This window comes from Schaedlerella arabinosiphila (genome assembly GCF_003885045.1).
GTDB lineage: Bacteria > Bacillota > Clostridia > Lachnospirales > Lachnospiraceae > Schaedlerella > Schaedlerella arabinosiphila.
In genome coordinates this window covers 3,937,099-3,953,578 of record NZ_RHJS01000002.1, presented here as the reverse complement: position 1 = coordinate 3,953,578, position 16,480 = coordinate 3,937,099, and the positions used below count along the sequence as shown (strand labels likewise).

The window sequence follows — 16,480 nt, the reverse complement described above, 5'->3', positions numbered from 1 at the left end:
GGTGGTTGAAGTATAAGAAAAGGAGGTAAAGGTCCCGTGGACAGTGTAGAGTTTATTACAATTCAATATGTTAGTGGTACGGCAGATGTACATTCCTGTGGAGAAGAGACCTTTACTTATTTAAGATAAAAGGCTCCGGCTCAATAAGAGTGAAAAGGACAGAACAATCGGAGAGTATGAAGAAGCCGGACGTTAATCAAGAGATTCAGCATTTGCAGACATATTGAATTACAGGTACCGCATATGGCAGGAGTCCCAAAGATGTGTAAAGAAACATCAGGAGGATTGCATTTTTAAGAGAAGTATGCCGGGTTATAGGAAGAATAATTTAGTAGATTGTTGGGATATTGAAAAGGCAATACTTCAGCAGGCAAACGATTATAGATGTGAATAACTGAGGGTATATACTTTTAGAGAGATGAATATGTGAGAGGAGCGGATAAAGCGAAAAGACATATGCCTGCTAAATCATTTATCAAAGTAAAGGTCTTACAGGAGTGAGAGTCGAGAGATTCCTCCGATTTTAAAAATAAAATATGAAAAAATTAAATAAATGTTAAAAATGCATCTTCAATGAGATTTGAGGATGCATTTTTTTGACAATATGCGATACTTATGGTAAACTAAGGAGAAGAATGGTTGCGGTTTGCGGTCAGAAAGTGCGGACTGCGGCGAAAAATGCGAGGGCAGTCCCAGGCAGTCAGGATCTGTACGGCCTGCTTTTCTATTGTTGCGGTCATATCTATGAGGGTACTAAGCAGATACAGATTAAAGAGAATGATAACGAGGTGAACGGCAGTGGACAAATATGAGTATAAGCTGAAGACAGGACAGATGCTTGAACTTATGGAGGACGGTGCATTTAATAAGGCTGCGGAGATTGCAGACAGTATAGACTGGAAGCGGGTGCGCAACACGAAAATGCTGACAGATGTCAGTGACATCTATGAAAAGAACGGGGACTATCAGAAAAGCTACGAGGTTCTGAATATTGCCTATCATCGCGCGGAAGGGAGCAGGAAGATCGTCTATCGGCTTTGTACGCTTGCGCTGAAGACAAAAAATGTGGATGAAGCCATAGACTATTACGACGATTTTCAGCAGATTGCGCCGAAGGATCCCAACAAGTTTATCCTGCGGTACCAGATCCTGCGCGCCCAGCGTGCGCCCATTGAGCAGCAGATCGAAGCGCTGGAAGCGTTTAAGAAAGCGGAGTATATCGAAGAATGGGCCTATGAGCTGGCGAAACGGTATCAGGAAGCAGGCATGACTGCCGAATGCCTGGAGGAATGCGACGACCTGATCCTGTGGTTTAACGAAGGAAAATATGTTTACCAGGCCATGGAACTGAAGATGCAGTACAAACCTCTGACGCCGTCCCAACAGGAAAAGTATGACAACCGGTATTCAAGGATGTCCAGCGAGACTATGGAGATGCCGGATGTGCTGGAATATAAAAAGGAAAAGGATGCTGCTGAAAAAGAGGAGAATGTAGAAGAGATGCTGGCGGAAGCGGAAGGGATTTCGGAAGAGGCTGACGTGCAGCCGGCCCAGGAGTCAGCGAAGCGGGAATCCAAGGGCAGAAAGATCGGCAGTACCATGAAGCTGGATGAGGCCATCAAAAGCCTGCTGAACCTGGGGATGGGAGAGGACGATAAGGTAAAGGATTCCTCCAGCGAACCCGTCAGTACGGATGTGGTATTTGAGGAAGACCGCTTCCAGGGGGCTATTGAGGAGATTGAGTCGATTGCGGATTTAAAGCTGGTTGATGAGATTTCCGGCCAGAAGGGGCTTCGGGAACTGAAAGTCGATCCTGACCTGGAAGAACTGCTTCCGGATCCGTTTATGGACGACGCGTTCGGACCGGATTCTGAAGGAAGCGGCCATATCGAACCGGTTACAACGATCATGCAGCCCATACGCAAGGCCAATGCCGGAATACCGGAAGAGGCTGTGAAGCCGGAGGAACCGAAGCAAACGGAAGAAAAGACGCTGGAAGAGCTGTATGCGGACGTGGGAGTCCCGCTGGAAAAGGAATCGGCGGATACCCGGGAGACACAAATTCCCGACAGCGGGGATACAGATACCTTGCAGACCGGACTTGGCGGGGATACCAGAATCATTGATAAGGACACGCTGAACACCATTGCAGGGATTGGAGGAGAACCCGCCGGAGCCCACGGGGAACAGGGCGCGGAAGCGGGAAGTCCGGCTGTAGAGACAGAGGAAGCTAAAGCGCCGGCTGCAGAGCCGGAGGAAAACCCCGTAGCCGCCGCAGGTATGGACGAAACAGCCGGAGGAGCCATTGCGGAACTGGACGAGGAAGCCAGGAAGATCATCGCAGAGCTGGACGAGGAAGCCAGAAGGACGATTGAGGAGCTGGATGAGGAAGAAGAGATGCCGTTCGAAGTGCAGTATGCGGGAACGCCGAAGGCAGCCGCGGAGCACAGGGATCAGGTAGAAGGCCAGATGAATCTTCTGGACCTTATGGCAGATATGGACGATGAGCCGGAGGAATACGGGGACGGACGGATCGTATCAGAGGATTCCCCGGGAACTTTGGGAATCCAGATCGAGGAGGTTGCCGAGCCGCGGGAGGCTGCATACACATCGGAAAATGGGAGCACGGAATCAGGAAAGAGCAAAGCCGGTGAGCCCATCTTACCGTTGGATATTCAGCGGATGATCGATGAGATTGAAGGCGTTATTCCTGTGGAGGAGACTGCGCCTGCTGCTGAAGAAAAAGAGACAGTGCAGGAACCGGAGCCGTCCGGACAGGAGCCGGAGACCCCGGAAAATATGGGGGCAATCGCGGAAAATCTTCGTGTGGACGAGTCATCGGAGTGGTTTGAGGATTATGACGATGTTCTGGATGAGGATGAGTACGGGGATGAGCTGCCTGCGGATGCGGAAGGCGGCCTGGGAGCAGAGGAATTTACAGAAGATATAGAGATCAGATTCGGCGGAGACGAGGAAGCTGCCGATGAATACGACGAAGAAGCGGAGTTTGGGGAGATCAGCGGAGAAGAAGCCGGAGGCCGCTTTACCATAGAATATCACGAGGACAGTGATCCCGGGTATGAGGATGAATACGTGGGAGAAGAACCGGAATATGCCGGAGAGTATGAGCCGGAATACGCGGAATATACAGAAGAAGAGTCCGGCTACATCGGAGAATATGAGCCGGAAGAGACGGAATACACAGAAGAAGAGCCGGAGTACGCCGGAGAGTATGAGCCGGAAGAGACGGAATACACAGAAGAAGAGCCGGAGTACGCCGGAGAATACGAATCCGCTGAGATGCCTTACGAGGAGACAGAACCGGAATACGCCGGGGAATACGAGTCCGCGGAATCGGTTTATGAGGAAGCGGAACCCCAGTTCGAAGAATATGAATCTGCAGAGCCGGTCTACGGAGAGAGCGGGCCGGAGTATGGAGAAGAATACGAGTCTGCAGAGCCGGTTTATGAAGAAGAGGAATCCCGATTCGAAGAATACGAACCCGGGGAGACGGCTTACATGGAAGAAGAACCGGAATATGCCGGGGATTATGAAGACGCAGAAGCGGGCTATGATGAATCTGAGCCTGTCTACGGGGAAGAAGAACCGGAGTATGCCGGGGACTATGAAGACGCCGGAGAGGAATATGAGGACGGCGGATATGAGGCAGAGGACGGTGTGTATGCCGAAGCATATGAGGAGGACAGTCAGGAGTACGAGGACGGATATGGGGAATATGCCGATGCGTACGGGGACGAGGAATCCGCATATGAAGACGGATACGGCGATGAAGGGTATGAGGACGACCCGGATTACGAAGCGGAATATGCCGGCGAGGATGAATTTGAATACGCGGATGAAGAGGAAGAATACTACGAGTACGAAGATGGGGACGAGGAATATTACGAGGAAGACGAAGCCGAGTACGACGTGGCTTCCGTAGAAGCGAATCTGGAGCATGAGTTCCGTCCGCAGAAGGGTTCCAGAAGGCGGTATGATGAGCGCGAGGTTCCGGACGAGGAAGAAGAGGTGGATATTCTCTCCAGGTCTACGCCGCTCAGCAGAAAAGAAACGGCCAAGCTCATCGCCACCGGAAAGACGTCGCCGCTGCCGATGGACGAGATTTCAGACGCTTTGTCCATGTCGGATACCGGATTTGTGGTTCATGGAAGATATGACTTAAAGACACAGAGCGGAATCGGTACAAGGGCAGGGCTGACCGAGGAACAGAAGAAGCTGTTTTCCTATTTTGTACCGGTGCGGGGCATGAGCGAACAGCTTGTAGACGTACTGGAACAGGATAAGAACTGCACCAACCGGAGAGGGACTTCCAACACCGGCAACCTGCTGATCATCGGAAATAAAGGCAACGGAAAGACCGTGCTTGCCGTGGATGTGGTGAAGGCCATCCAGAAGCAGAGGAACATCCGCCAGGGAAGGGTTGCGATTGTCACCGGAGATTCTCTGAATAAGAAAAAGATCAGCGACATTTTCAGCAAGCTGTACGGCGGCGCGCTGATCATTGAAAAAGCAGGCAAGATGAATGAAAAGACGGTTGCCCGGGTGAATAAGGCGATGGAGAGGGATACCGGAGAGCTTCTGATTGTGCTGGAAGACCAGAGGAAGCCCCTGGACCGGCTTCTGACCTCCAACCGGGAATTTCGGAGAAAGTTTACAAGCCGTCTGGAGGTTCCGATCCTGATCAATGACGAGCTTGTGACATTCGGTCAGACCTACGCGCAGGAAAACGGATATCAGATTGATGAGATGGGTATCCTTGCGCTGTACAGCCGGATCGACATGCTGCAGAGGGAAGACCATGCCGTGACCATTGCGGAGGTTAAGGAAGTGATGGACGAGGCGATGGAGCATTCACAGAAGGCATCGGCGAAAAAGCTGGTGAAGCGTGTATTAGGGAAAAACAGGGATGATTCGGACCGGATCATATTGACGGAAAAAGATTTTATTTAATCAGCTTGTATGGTAAAATCCTCATTAGAATGCGGCTCCATGGCGAACCTTGCTAATGAGGATTTTTATAATGAATCAAAACAGCGGCAGCATGAGGAATCAGGCCGACTCAGGGAAATAGATGGTTGGAGGACGGGATATGAGACATATGGACTTAAAAGCGCTTGCAAAAATTAATCTGGGGCTGGACGTGCTGGGAAGAAGAGAGGACGGGTATCACGACGTGCGCATGGTCATGCAGTCCGTCTACCTGTACGATAACGTAAAGCTGGAATCCAGGGAAGAACCGGGGATTGAACTGTCCTCCAACCTGTATTACCTGCCGGATGATTCGGGAAATATTGCCTACAAGGCCGCTCAGATGATGCTGGAGGAATTTGACCTGCCGGGAGGGGTGCGCATCACCCTGGAGAAGCATATTCCTGTGGCGGCAGGGATGGCCGGGGGCAGCGCCAATGCGGCTGCAGTACTCTTCGGTATGAACCGGCTGTTCGGGCTGCATCTGACACGGGAAGAACTGATGGAACGGGGCGTGAAGCTGGGGGCGGACGTGCCCTACTGTATTATGCGCGGTACGGTACTGGCAGAAGGAATCGGGGAAAAGCTGACGGTTCTTCCTTCGATCCCCAGGTGTGCGGTGCTGATCGCAAAGCCGCCCATCAGCGTGTCAACCAGAGTCGTGTATGAAGCGCTGGATTCGAAAGAAATCGTCAGCCATCCGGACATCGACGGTCTGATCCGGGCATTGCAGCGGGGCAGTCTGAGGGACACGGCGGCCTGCATGGGAAATGTTCTGGAGGATGTGACGATCCCAAAATACCCTGTGATCCGGGAGATCAAGGAAGAAATGCTTTCGGCAGGCGCGTTGAACGCCATGATGAGCGGGAGCGGGCCTACTGTGTTCGGCCTGTTTGAAAATAAAATGAAGGCGAGAGCCGCACAGGAAAGGATCAGAAAAAAAGCCCTGGCGAAACAGGTCTATGTGACCAATGTACATAATGCAAGGAGGGAATGACGGATGGAGCCTGGATTTGAAATAAACATGAATGACTTTCTGCCTCTTCGGGACGTGGTATTCAACACCCTGCGCCAGGCAATCCTGCGGGGAGAGTTAAAGCCGGGAGAACGGCTTATGGAGATCAAGCTTGCCAACAAGCTGGGAGTCAGCCGGACACCCATTCGCGAGGCCATCCGGAAGCTGGAATTGGAGGGACTGGTGCTGATCATCCCAAGGCGCGGCGCGGAGGTGGCTCAGATTACGGAGAAGAGCCTGCGGGACGTGCTGGAGGTACGGCGTTCCCTGGAAGCGCTTTCGGTGCGGCTTGCCTGCGAGAGAATGGGCGCACAGGGACTTTCGGAGCTGAAAAAAGCAGAAGAGGATTTTGAAAAGGTTCTGGGACATGACGATATTACGGTGGTTGCCGAAGCCGATGTGGCATTTCATGACGTCATCTATCTGGCGACGGACAACCAGAGGCTGATTCAACTGCTGAGCAATTTTCGGGAACAGATGTACCGTTACCGGGCAGAATATCTAAAGAGGAAAGAGTGTCATCCGAAGCTTTTGGAGGAGCACCGGGAGATCATCCGCGCCATTGAGAACAGCGAGGTGGAACAGGCGACCCGGATCACCTGCCAGCACATCGACAATCAGGTAAAAAGAGTCAGCGGTATTCTGCGGGGGCAGGAATAGCGAAAAAGTATTCCGAAGCGGAATACTTGCCGGAAAACAGGCAATACTTTCGATATCAGACAGTTCTTTGCAATACGGATCGGGACGGGAGCCGGATCGGGGATTTCGAAGGCTGAAAGGATGGAGGAAGTTACATATGGAAGAATATCGTGCAGACAGATACAAAACAGAGGGCATTGGAAGCCGGAACCCGGAGCGGTATATGATCCTTGTGCTCTCGCTGCTGCTCGCGGCGCTGGTCACCTGGTTTGTGATGTGGAGAAGCGGCATGGCGGCAGAGGGGCGGATGCAGGAACATCTGGCAGAGGAGGTTCTGCGGTTCCATATCCTGGCCAACAGCGACAGTGAAGAGGATCAGACGCTGAAACTTACGGTGCGGGACGGGATTCTGGATTTCCTGGAAGGGGAGATGCCGGAGACATTGGACGTACGGGAGACAGTCCGCTGGATTCGAAGGCACGCGGATGAACTGGAAGACGTGGGCAGAGAGATCGTTTCGAAAGAGGGATATGATTATCCGGTTCATGCCGCGGTTACGACATGCTGGTTTCCGGACAGGACCTACGGGGACATGACATTTCCGGCGGGAAACTATGAGGCGCTCCGGATCGAACTCGGAGACGCAAAAGGGCATAACTGGTGGTGTGTGCTGTACCCGAGCCTTTGCTTTTTGGATGCGGCAAACGCGGTGGTTCCCGAGGAAGGAAAGCAGAAGCTTCAAAACGTACTGACGGAAGAGGAGTATGCGCAGATTACGACAGAGACGGATTTTCGGATCAAATGGTACTTTCTGGAGCGCGGAAAGGATAAAAAGCAATGATTTATACATTTGACAGCAGAGTAAGATACAGCGAAGTAGACCACAAGGGGACACTGACCCTGCCGGCCATGATGAATTATCTGCAGGACTGCAGTACCTTTCAGTCGGAGGACATCGGAGTGGGACTGGCCGCCCTGCGGGAAAGGCATCGGGTGTGGCTCCTGTCCTACTGGCAGGTGGAGATCCGCCGTTTTCCGAAGCTGGGTGAGCGGATCACGGTGGGGACAATGGCTACGGGATTCAGGGGATTTTTCGGAAACCGGAATTTTTACATAGATGATGCGGATGGAGACCGGCTGGCCTGCGCCAATTCCATCTGGGTTTTCATGGACGCGCAGACCGGGCGTCCCATAAAGCCCGGGGAGGAGGAAATCGCGCCCTACGGCCTGGAAGACCCCTTGGAGATGGAGTACGAGGGCAGGAAGATCGGGCTTTCGCAAGAGGGGCAGGCACTGGAGCCGTTTCCCGTGAGAAGGGCTCATATTGATACCAACGAGCATGTCAATAACAGCCAGTATATCCAGATGGTGATGGACGTGCTCCCAGGAGAGATGGAGGTTCATAAGCTGCGGGTCGATTACAAAAAGTCCGCGGTCATGGGAGACATCATTTTCCCAAAGGTTTCCCGGGAAGAGGGACGGACGGTGGTGGAGCTGTGCGATGAAGCGGGCCATGCATATGTGGTGGCGGAGCTGAAATGAGAAAGCCGGAGGCCGGGAAAGCAGGACAGGCAAAAGGCAGAGAAAAGAGGTTGGCAGGAGATCAACAGTAAAGGAGCGAAAAAGATGAAGTACGATGTGATTATAATAGGCGCGGGCCCGGGAGGGATTTTTTCCGCGTATGAACTGGTAAAGGGAAACAAGGATTTAAAAATTGCCGTGTTTGAGACGGGAAGCCCGCTGGAGAAGCGGAACTGCCCCATTGACGGGGAGAAGGTGAAAAGCTGCGTAAACTGTAAAACCTGCGCGATCATGAGCGGGTTCGGCGGGGCAGGCGCGTTTTCCGACGGAAAATATAATATCACCAACGATTTCGGCGGGACACTGCACGAGCATATTGGAAAAAAAGAGGCCATTTCCCTTATGGAATACGTGGACGAGATCAATATTTCCCACGGCGGCGAAGGGACAAAGATGTATACGACCGCAGGCTCCAAGTTCCGCAAGCTCTGTCTGCAGAACAAGCTGAATCTGCTGAACGCGTCCGTGCGTCATCTGGGAACGGACATCAACTACGTGGTTCTGGAAAACCTGTATGCCGAGTTAAAGGATCAGGTGGAGTTCCGTTTCCATCATCAGGTGGATCATATCGAATTGCTGGAACAGGGATACCGTGTGTACTGCGGGGAGCAGTCCGACGACTGCGATAAATGTATCGTTTCCGTAGGCAGGAGCGGCAGCAAATGGATGGAAGAGGTCTGCCAGGAGCTGAATATCCCGACCAGCTCCAACCGGGTGGACATCGGCGTGCGCGTGGAGCTTCCGGCGGAGATTTTTTCCCACCTGACCGATGAATTGTATGAGAGCAAGATCGTATACCGGACGGAAAAATTTGAGGACAATGTGCGGACATTCTGCATGAATCCCTACGGCATCGTGGTCAATGAAAATACCAAGGGGATTGTGACGGTCAACGGGCACAGCTATGAGGACCCGGAGAAGCAGACGGAGAATACCAACTTCGCCCTTCTGGTGGCAAAACATTTTTCCGAGCCCTTCAAGGACAGCAACGGGTACGGGGAAAGCATCGCCCGGCTGTCCAATATGCTGGGAGGCGGCGTGATCGTACAGCGTTTCGGAGATTTGATCCGGGGACGCCGAAGCAACTGGAAGCGGATTGAGGAAGGGCTGGTGCGCCCCACGCTGGCGGCTACGCCCGGAGACCTGAGCCTTGTCCTGCCGAAGAGAATCCTGGACGGCCTGATCGAGATGATCTATGCCCTGGATAAGATTGCCCAGGGGACGGCCAATGACGATACGCTTCTCTACGGCGTAGAGGTGAAATTCTACAATATGGAAGTGAATATTGACGAGAACCTGGAAACACCCTATAAAGGGCTGTATGTGATCGGGGACGGCAGCGGCGTGACCCATTCCCTGTCCCATGCGTCGGCCAGCGGGGTGCATGTGGCGCGGCACATCCTGAACTGCGTGCAGGCTGCAGACTGATGTGTTGAAGTATGAAAAATGAAATGGTTACAGAATGAAAGGAATGGGAAATGAGATTAGGAGAAAAACAGGTGCTGACCGTTGTCAAACAGGTGGCTTTCGGCGTCTATCTGGGAAATGACGAGCAAAGGGTCCTTCTGCCGAAAAAGCAGGTTCCTGAAGGGATTGAACCGGGAGACCCGGTGGAAGTCTTTTTGTATAAGGATTCCGATGACCGTCTGATCGCCACCACGTATGAGCCGAAGCTGACCCTGGGAGGACTGGCGGTGCTTAAGGTGGCGGATACAAGCAAAATGGGCGCATTTCTGGAATGGGGGCTGGACAAGGATCTGTTCCTGCCGTTTAAACAGCAGACCGCGAAGGTACAGAAGGGGGACTCCTGCCTGGTGTCCCTGTATATTGATAAAAGCGAGAGATTGTGCGCTACCATGAAGGTGTACCACCTGCTGCGGACAGATTCGCCTTATAAAAGGGATGATAAAGTAACAGGGCTTATTTACGATACCAGCGACAATTTTGGAATCTTCGTGGCAGTGGACGACCAGTATTCCGCCCTGATCCCGAAGAAGGACGCGGTGGGCAGGCTCCGTGTGGGAGACCGCATAGAGGCCCGGGTGACCGCGGTGAAGGAAGACGGCAAGCTGGACTTAAATCTGCGGGAAAAGATCCCGGAGCAGATGGACAAGGATGCGGAAAAGATTCTGGAAGTGATCCGGGGATACGGCGGGGAGCTGCCGTTTACCGATAAAGCGGACCCGGAGAAGATCCGGCAGGAATTTGGAATGAGCAAGGCGGCCTTTAAGCGGGGTGTGGGAAGGCTTTTAAAAGAAAGAAAGATAGAGATACTGGAACAGGGAATTCGGATGAAGTAAAAACGGAATATTTTTGCCGGAAACGGGACATACTTTTTTCGGAAATGAAAACAGCTTTGATTCAGTATAAGAAAAGGGCTGGAGGAGGAACAGTATGCGGAATCGGATCAACTTAAACCAGGACTGGAGATTTATACGCGAGGATGCGGGGCTGCCGGCGAAGCTGCCAAAGGACTGGCAGCGGATCGACCTGCCCCATACCTGGAACGCGGTGGACGGTCATGACGGAAACGGAAGCTATGCACGGGGAAAGTGCTGGTATGCCAGGAGCTTTTGTACGCCGCAGCAGCCGCTGGAAGGCGGGCGGGTTTATGTGGAAATCCCGGCAGCAGGGCAGCAGGCTGCTGTATATGTGAACGGCAGGGAGGCGGTTTATCACGAAGGCGGGTATTCTGCATTCCGCGCGGACATTACGGACCTGTGCAGAAACGATGAGGACAACCTTCTGGCAATTGCCTGCAGCAACGAAAACAAGAGCAGCGTTTATCCCCATTCCGCGGACTTTACATTTTACGGCGGGCTCTACAGAGGAGTCAGCCTGATCAGCGTACCGGCGGTTCATTTTGAACTGGACTATTACGGGGGGCCGGGAATCCAGGTTACGCCGAAACCGTGTGAGGACGGCGGAGCGGAGTTTGAGCTGGAATCCTGGGTCGTCAACGGGGATGACAATTTTACGGTGATGTATTCCGTCCGGGATATCCATGGAAAGGAAGTGGCCGGAGGCGTCCGCCCGGTGGATGATACGAAGCTTACGCTCTATGTTCCCGACGCCCACCGCTGGGAGATTAACAGCCCCTATTTGTATACGGTTACGGCGATTCTGCAGCGGAGGAACGAAGCCTGGGATGAAGTGTCCGCACGGGTGGGGGTGAGAAGCTTTTCCTGTGATCCTGACAAAGGATTTATCCTCAATGGGAAGGAGACGCCTCTGCGGGGAGTAAGCCGGCACCAGGACAGGCTCTATAAAGGAAATGCCCTCACAAAGGAGGAACACTACGAGGATGCGCGGATGATCAAAGCGCTGGGTGCGAATACCATCCGGCTGGCCCACTACCAGCACTCCCAGGACTTTTATGATGCCTGTGACGAGATGGGATTCGTGGTATGGGCGGAGATTCCGTTTATCAGTGTGTTTAACCCGGATCCGGATGCGCATCAGAACTGCATCAGCCAGATGAAGGAGCTGATCATCCAGAATTACAACCATCCGTCCATCTGCTTCTGGGGAATCTCCAATGAGATATTGATTGGCGGCATCTCGGATCAGCTTGTGGAGAACCACAAGGAGCTGAATGCACTCTGCAAGGAACTGGATCATACCCGTCTGACTACCATTGCACATGTGACCATGACGCCTGAGGACAGCCCGCTGCATGGTATTACGGATGTGGAGAGCTACAACCATTATTTCGGCTGGTACGGCGGCAGGATGGAGGATAACGGCCCCTGGATGGATCATTTTCATGAAACCCACCCTGACATCTGCTTAGGGCTGTCCGAATACGGATGCGAGGGGATCATCACCTACCACGGACCCAACCCGGCCTGTAAGGATTACAGTGAGGAATACCAGGCGCTGTACCATGAGCATATGGCAAAAATGCTGGAGGAACGTCCCTGGATCTGGTCCAGCCATGTCTGGAATATGTTTGACTTCGGCTGCGCGGCGCGTGACGAGGGCGGCGTGGCAGGACGGAACAATAAAGGTCTGGTGACCATGGATCGGAAGACGAAAAAAGACAGCTTCTATATCTATCAGGCTTACTGGAGCAAAACCCCCATGCTTCATCTCTGCGGAAGGCGCTATGCGCAGCGGGCCGGTGAGACAACGGAGATTCGGGTTTACTCCAACCTGCCTTCGGTGGCGCTGTATCTGAACGGAAAGCTGGCAGACGAAAAATCTGCGGACAAGGTGTTTGTGTTCCGGGTGGCCCTGGAGGAAGGACAGAACATTGTGACAGCGGTTTCCAGAGGTCTGAAAGACAGCATAACGCTGGAAAAGGTGGAGAAGGAGCCAGACATCTACGTGCTGCCTGAGGTCAATGAGAGGGCGGAAGGCGTGGCAAACTGGTTTAAGCTGGCAGGAGATCTGGATCTGAAAGCGCCCATGGAATTTCCGGAAGGAAAATACAGTATCAGGGATACACTGGAAGAAATATCCAAATGCCCGGAAGCATTTGCCATTGTGGCAGAGGCAGTCAAGCTGGCCATGAACATGAAGATAAATCCCGGTCAGGGAATGTGGGATATGATGAAATCCATGAACCTGGAAAAAATAGGCGAAATGGCAGGCTCCATGGTTCCGGAAGGATTTGTGGAAAGCCTGAATGCCAAACTGATCAAAATAGAGAAAGTCTGAGTGCAGTTCATAAAAAAAGAACAGACCCGGATCGGCCTGTGGGTTTTGGCTGATCCGGGTCTGTTTTGCTGCCGCTGTGAATGGTAACTTATTCTGAAAATGGCGTAAAAATTTTCTTGACATATATATCTTTTATGATACAATAAACGTATCATAAAAGATACGGAGGGGAATATATGAATGATGGATTTGCGTTATACCTGAACATGGAACCGGAAGAATCATTTAAGAACGAAAGGCTGCTGGAGAAGGTGGATGATCTTCTGGAGACGGTCGGCATCCAGTATGCGGGATTCAGGAACTGGTATGTTCCGAAGGAGATTAAGAACCGGGATGACACTGTATTCGATGCCTGCAGATTGCTGCGGGATACGGATTGGCTGCAGGGGATTTTCAGCCGGGTGCTGATTATGAATGAGATCAGACAGGGCGGGCTGGACAGTATCAAAACAGACCATATGACCTGGCCTTCCAATGGCAAGCTGCAATATTACGAAGAGTACTTTTTGGAGTCGAAGGAGCTGGCCCACAGCATTCTGGTGAATGAGGACGGGCGTATCCGTGACGGTTATACATCCTATCTCATCGCAGAAAAGTATGGGAAGCCGCATCCTGACATCTATGAGGTGTTTACAGACCAGCCGGTTCAGAAGGTGGTGCGCGGGCGGCACGTACATCGGAAAGAGGGTTGCTGGAAGGTGAAGAACAGCGGATATTATGGTTGGTTTTATAATCTCAGGCATCCGGTAGTGCCGGGAGATATCCTGCGGGTACCCACCAAAAAAGGCACAGAATATATGGTAGTGGAACAGATTTCATATAATACGGGAAAGAAGTATTGTGCAGAACATCTTTATGCAGAGAAGCACATGAAGGAACGGATTAGACTGGAGAGATGATCGTATGCAGTTTGGGAAAGATGTAGATTTTATTTATAATAAAGACGGCGAACAGATTGTCATTGAACTGACTCAGCAGAAAACCCGCAGCTCCATAATCCAGCAATATATAGCCTGCAGAAAAAGGAAAAATATCACGCAGGATGAACTGGCAAAGGCGACCGGGATTTCGCGGCCGAATATCAGCAGATTTGAGAGCGGAACTTATAATCCGACCTTGAAAACAATGGTAAAGATTGCAGCAGCTTTGGATATGGAGCTGCATATCAGCCTGGAGGAAAAAAAATAGATTGGGAAAGCTGTTTGACAAAAGACATTATTTTCTCACTTTAAAATGTTTTTAAAAGGAAAAAGCAACGATGGATTATATGAGAAATGCGGGTATTTTACAAATATAATTGAGAATATGGACTGATTATGGTATAATTTATCCACATTTGTATGAGGAGGTATGGATAATGTCGCAGATTATACCAATTAAAGAATTAAAAAATACTTCGAAAATTTCTGATATGTGTCATAAGGCAGACGAACCTATTTATATTACTAAAAATGGTTATGGAGATATGGTTATCATGAGTATAGAAATGTATGAACATACTATGCGGAAGAATTTGATGTATCAGGATGTTGAAATCTCAGAAAAACAGATTGAAAAAGGCAGGACAAAAGATGCGAAAGCAGCATTAGCAGAATTGAGGAAAAAATATGACGTATAAACTGGTTATTACGGAATATGCGGATGAGTTGCTTGATCATATTCTATACTATATATTTTTTCAGTTAAAAAATGAACTTGCAGTAAAGCATTTGCTAAATGGAATCGAAAATGTATATAGTCGCTTGGAAGAAAACCCATTGCAGTTTCCAATTAGCAAAGATACCCTTCTGGCTCAAAAAGGCTATCATGAAGCGGTGGTTCCCCATATGAATTATATAATCATATATGATATTCAAGGTAACACGGTAAATGTCGTGGGGATATTTCATCAATCAGAAAATTATCAGAATAATTATTTGAAGTGAGTAAGCATCTAAATGGCAGGCTCCATGGTTCCGGAAGGATTTGTGGAAAGCCTGAATGCCAAGCTGATTAAAATAGAGAAAGTCTGAGTGCAGTTCATAAAAAAAGAACAGACCCGGTTCGGCCTGTGGGTTTTGGCCGATCCGGGTCTGTTTGTATGGATATTTGAATCCAATAGATACTGTTTTTATGCCTGGTCATTTTTTGCCGGTATCACGAAGATAAACAGCAGGGAGCTGATGAGCAGCATATAAGGATAGAGCAGGTTCGGGATGATGTCAAAAGCAGAGACCTCGAAGCCAAGCTCTGTTGCCGCCGAGATTGCGACCAGCATCTGCGCACCGTAGGGGATCACACCCTGAAAGACGCAGGAGAAAGTATCCAGGATCGAGGCAGTTTTCTGCGGGGAGATATGGTATTCGTCCGCCATCTCCTTTGCAATCGGATTGGCCATGACAATGGCTACCGTATTGTTTGCCGTGGCGATATCCATGGCGCCTACTAAAAGCCCGATCCCGAGCTGCCCGCCTTTTTTCCCTTTGAAGATCCGCTTGATAAATGCCAGCAGCGCAGCGAAGCCGCCGTACTCATGGATCAGCGCGCAGATGGCGGATACCAGGATTGCCACCATGGTGGTCTCGAACATTCCCGAAGCGCCGGAGCCCATATTGCCGAGCAGATCCGTTGCCTGTGTCGCACCGGTCACAAGCATGATGCAGGAACCGGAACCGATACCGATGAGCAGTACGACAAACACGTTGATTCCCAGAATCCCTCCGAACAGCACAAGCACATAGGGAATGATCTGAACCAGGTTGTACTCTTTGACGATGGCATCCCCCACTTCAGCGTTCAGTGTCTTTAAGAAAAAGATGACCAGTGTTACAAGCGCCGCCGGCAGAGCGATTCCGAAATTCTGCCGGAACTTGTCCTTCATCTGGCAGCCCTGGCCGTTGCAGGCCGCGATGGTAGTATCGGAGATAAAGGAAAGATTATCCCCGAACATGGCGCCGCTCATGACAGCGCCGATGCAGAGCGCGGTTCCGAATCCGGAGCCGCTTGCCACGGATACCGCAATGGGGGTGATCAGCGTGATCGTGCCCACAGAGGTTCCCATTGCAATAGATACGAAGCAGCTCACTATAAACAGAACCAACACGGAGAACCGGGCGGGGATGATGGAGAGCAGAAAATAAGCCACGCTTTCCGCGCTGCTCCGACCCACCACACCTACAAAGATACCGGCAGTCAGAAAGATCAGGATCATGGTCATGATGTTCTTGTCCCCCACGCCCTTTGCCATGACCTCCAGCTTGTCGTCAAATTTTAACTCCGGATTCTGGATACAGGCCACCAGAAGCGCAGTCAGAAACGATACCACGATCGGGATATTGTAGAATCCCATAGGGATTTTCAAAACATATTCAAATAAGATCCCCAATCCCAGATAAAGTACGAGAAATACTCCGATAGGCAGCAATGCCTTTCCATTTCTTTTTTGCATGATCATTCCTCCAAGATTTGATAATGTATACGGGAAGCTTACTGCGCTGAATGCCGTAGATTCCCAAAAAATACATGATAGAATGATTGTATCATTAAATGAAGAAAATCTCCACAAGAAAAAGAAGAATAAAGTCATTTAATACATCATTTTCGGCGATCAGGTAA

At 50.9% G+C, this 16,480-nt stretch carries 13 protein-coding genes; 12 read left to right on the top strand and 1 reads right to left on the bottom strand.

The window, feature by feature from the left end:
• Positions 1-798 precede the first annotated feature (798 nt).
• The 12 genes from EBB54_RS30705 (at position 799) to EBB54_RS18775 (ending at position 14,811) form a co-directional block, all read left to right on the top strand.
• A complete protein-coding gene (locus tag EBB54_RS30705) occupies positions 799-4,971 on the top strand; it encodes a hypothetical protein (protein WP_193554369.1) in 4,173 nt (1,390 codons plus the stop codon).
• Between the two features lie 139 nt (positions 4,972-5,110).
• Positions 5,111-5,986 carry a 4-(cytidine 5'-diphospho)-2-C-methyl-D-erythritol kinase gene (ispE, locus tag EBB54_RS18825; RefSeq protein ID WP_125128544.1) on the top strand — a complete coding sequence of 292 codons (876 nt, stop codon included), beginning with the start codon at positions 5,111-5,113 and terminating at the stop codon, positions 5,984-5,986.
• 3 nt (positions 5,987-5,989) lie between these two features.
• Positions 5,990-6,664, top strand: a complete 675-nt coding sequence (locus EBB54_RS18820) for a GntR family transcriptional regulator (RefSeq protein ID WP_125128543.1) — start codon at positions 5,990-5,992, stop codon at positions 6,662-6,664.
• A 136-nt stretch (positions 6,665-6,800) separates the two neighbouring features.
• Positions 6,801-7,484, top strand: coding sequence for a stage II sporulation protein R (spoIIR, locus tag EBB54_RS18815; RefSeq protein WP_125128542.1), 684 nt, complete (start codon positions 6,801-6,803; stop codon positions 7,482-7,484).
• Positions 7,481-8,185, top strand: coding sequence for an acyl-[acyl-carrier-protein] thioesterase (locus EBB54_RS18810; RefSeq protein ID WP_125128541.1), 705 nt, complete (start codon positions 7,481-7,483; stop codon positions 8,183-8,185). The genes spoIIR and EBB54_RS18810 overlap by 4 nt, the downstream gene beginning before the upstream one ends.
• 84 nt (positions 8,186-8,269) lie before the next feature.
• Positions 8,270-9,652: an NAD(P)/FAD-dependent oxidoreductase gene (locus EBB54_RS18805; protein ID WP_004075125.1), complete on the top strand. Its 1,383-nt coding sequence runs from the start codon at positions 8,270-8,272 to the stop codon at positions 9,650-9,652.
• Positions 9,653-9,702: 50 nt separating this feature from the next.
• Positions 9,703-10,524 (top strand): CvfB family protein, encoded by an 822-nt coding sequence (locus EBB54_RS18800; RefSeq protein WP_004075127.1) that lies wholly within the window; start codon positions 9,703-9,705, stop codon positions 10,522-10,524.
• Positions 10,525-10,618: 94 nt separating this feature from the next.
• Positions 10,619-12,886, top strand: a complete 2,268-nt coding sequence (locus EBB54_RS18795; protein WP_125128540.1) for a glycoside hydrolase family 2 protein — start codon at positions 10,619-10,621, stop codon at positions 12,884-12,886.
• A gap of 176 nt (positions 12,887-13,062) precedes the next feature.
• The gene (locus EBB54_RS18790; protein ID WP_125128539.1) at positions 13,063-13,785 is read left to right on the top strand and encodes a ParB N-terminal domain-containing protein; all 723 of its coding nucleotides are present in this window, start codon (positions 13,063-13,065) and stop codon (positions 13,783-13,785) included.
• A 4-nt stretch (positions 13,786-13,789) separates the two neighbouring features.
• Positions 13,790-14,074, top strand: coding sequence for a helix-turn-helix domain-containing protein (locus tag EBB54_RS18785; RefSeq protein ID WP_125128538.1), 285 nt, complete (start codon positions 13,790-13,792; stop codon positions 14,072-14,074).
• A 169-nt stretch (positions 14,075-14,243) separates the two neighbouring features.
• Complete coding sequence (locus EBB54_RS18780) at positions 14,244-14,504, top strand: type II toxin-antitoxin system Phd/YefM family antitoxin (protein WP_125128537.1); 261 nt, start codon at positions 14,244-14,246, stop codon at positions 14,502-14,504.
• Positions 14,494-14,811 carry a type II toxin-antitoxin system RelE/ParE family toxin gene (locus EBB54_RS18775; RefSeq protein WP_125128536.1) on the top strand — a complete coding sequence of 106 codons (318 nt, stop codon included), beginning with the start codon at positions 14,494-14,496 and terminating at the stop codon, positions 14,809-14,811. The genes EBB54_RS18780 and EBB54_RS18775 overlap by 11 nt, the downstream gene beginning before the upstream one ends.
• 185 nt (positions 14,812-14,996) lie before the next feature.
• Here EBB54_RS18775 and EBB54_RS18770 read toward each other — a convergent pair whose 3' ends face one another.
• A complete protein-coding gene (locus EBB54_RS18770) occupies positions 14,997-16,313 on the bottom strand; it encodes a Na+/H+ antiporter NhaC family protein (RefSeq protein WP_125128535.1) in 1,317 nt (438 codons plus the stop codon).
• Positions 16,314-16,480: the final 167 nt, after the last annotated feature.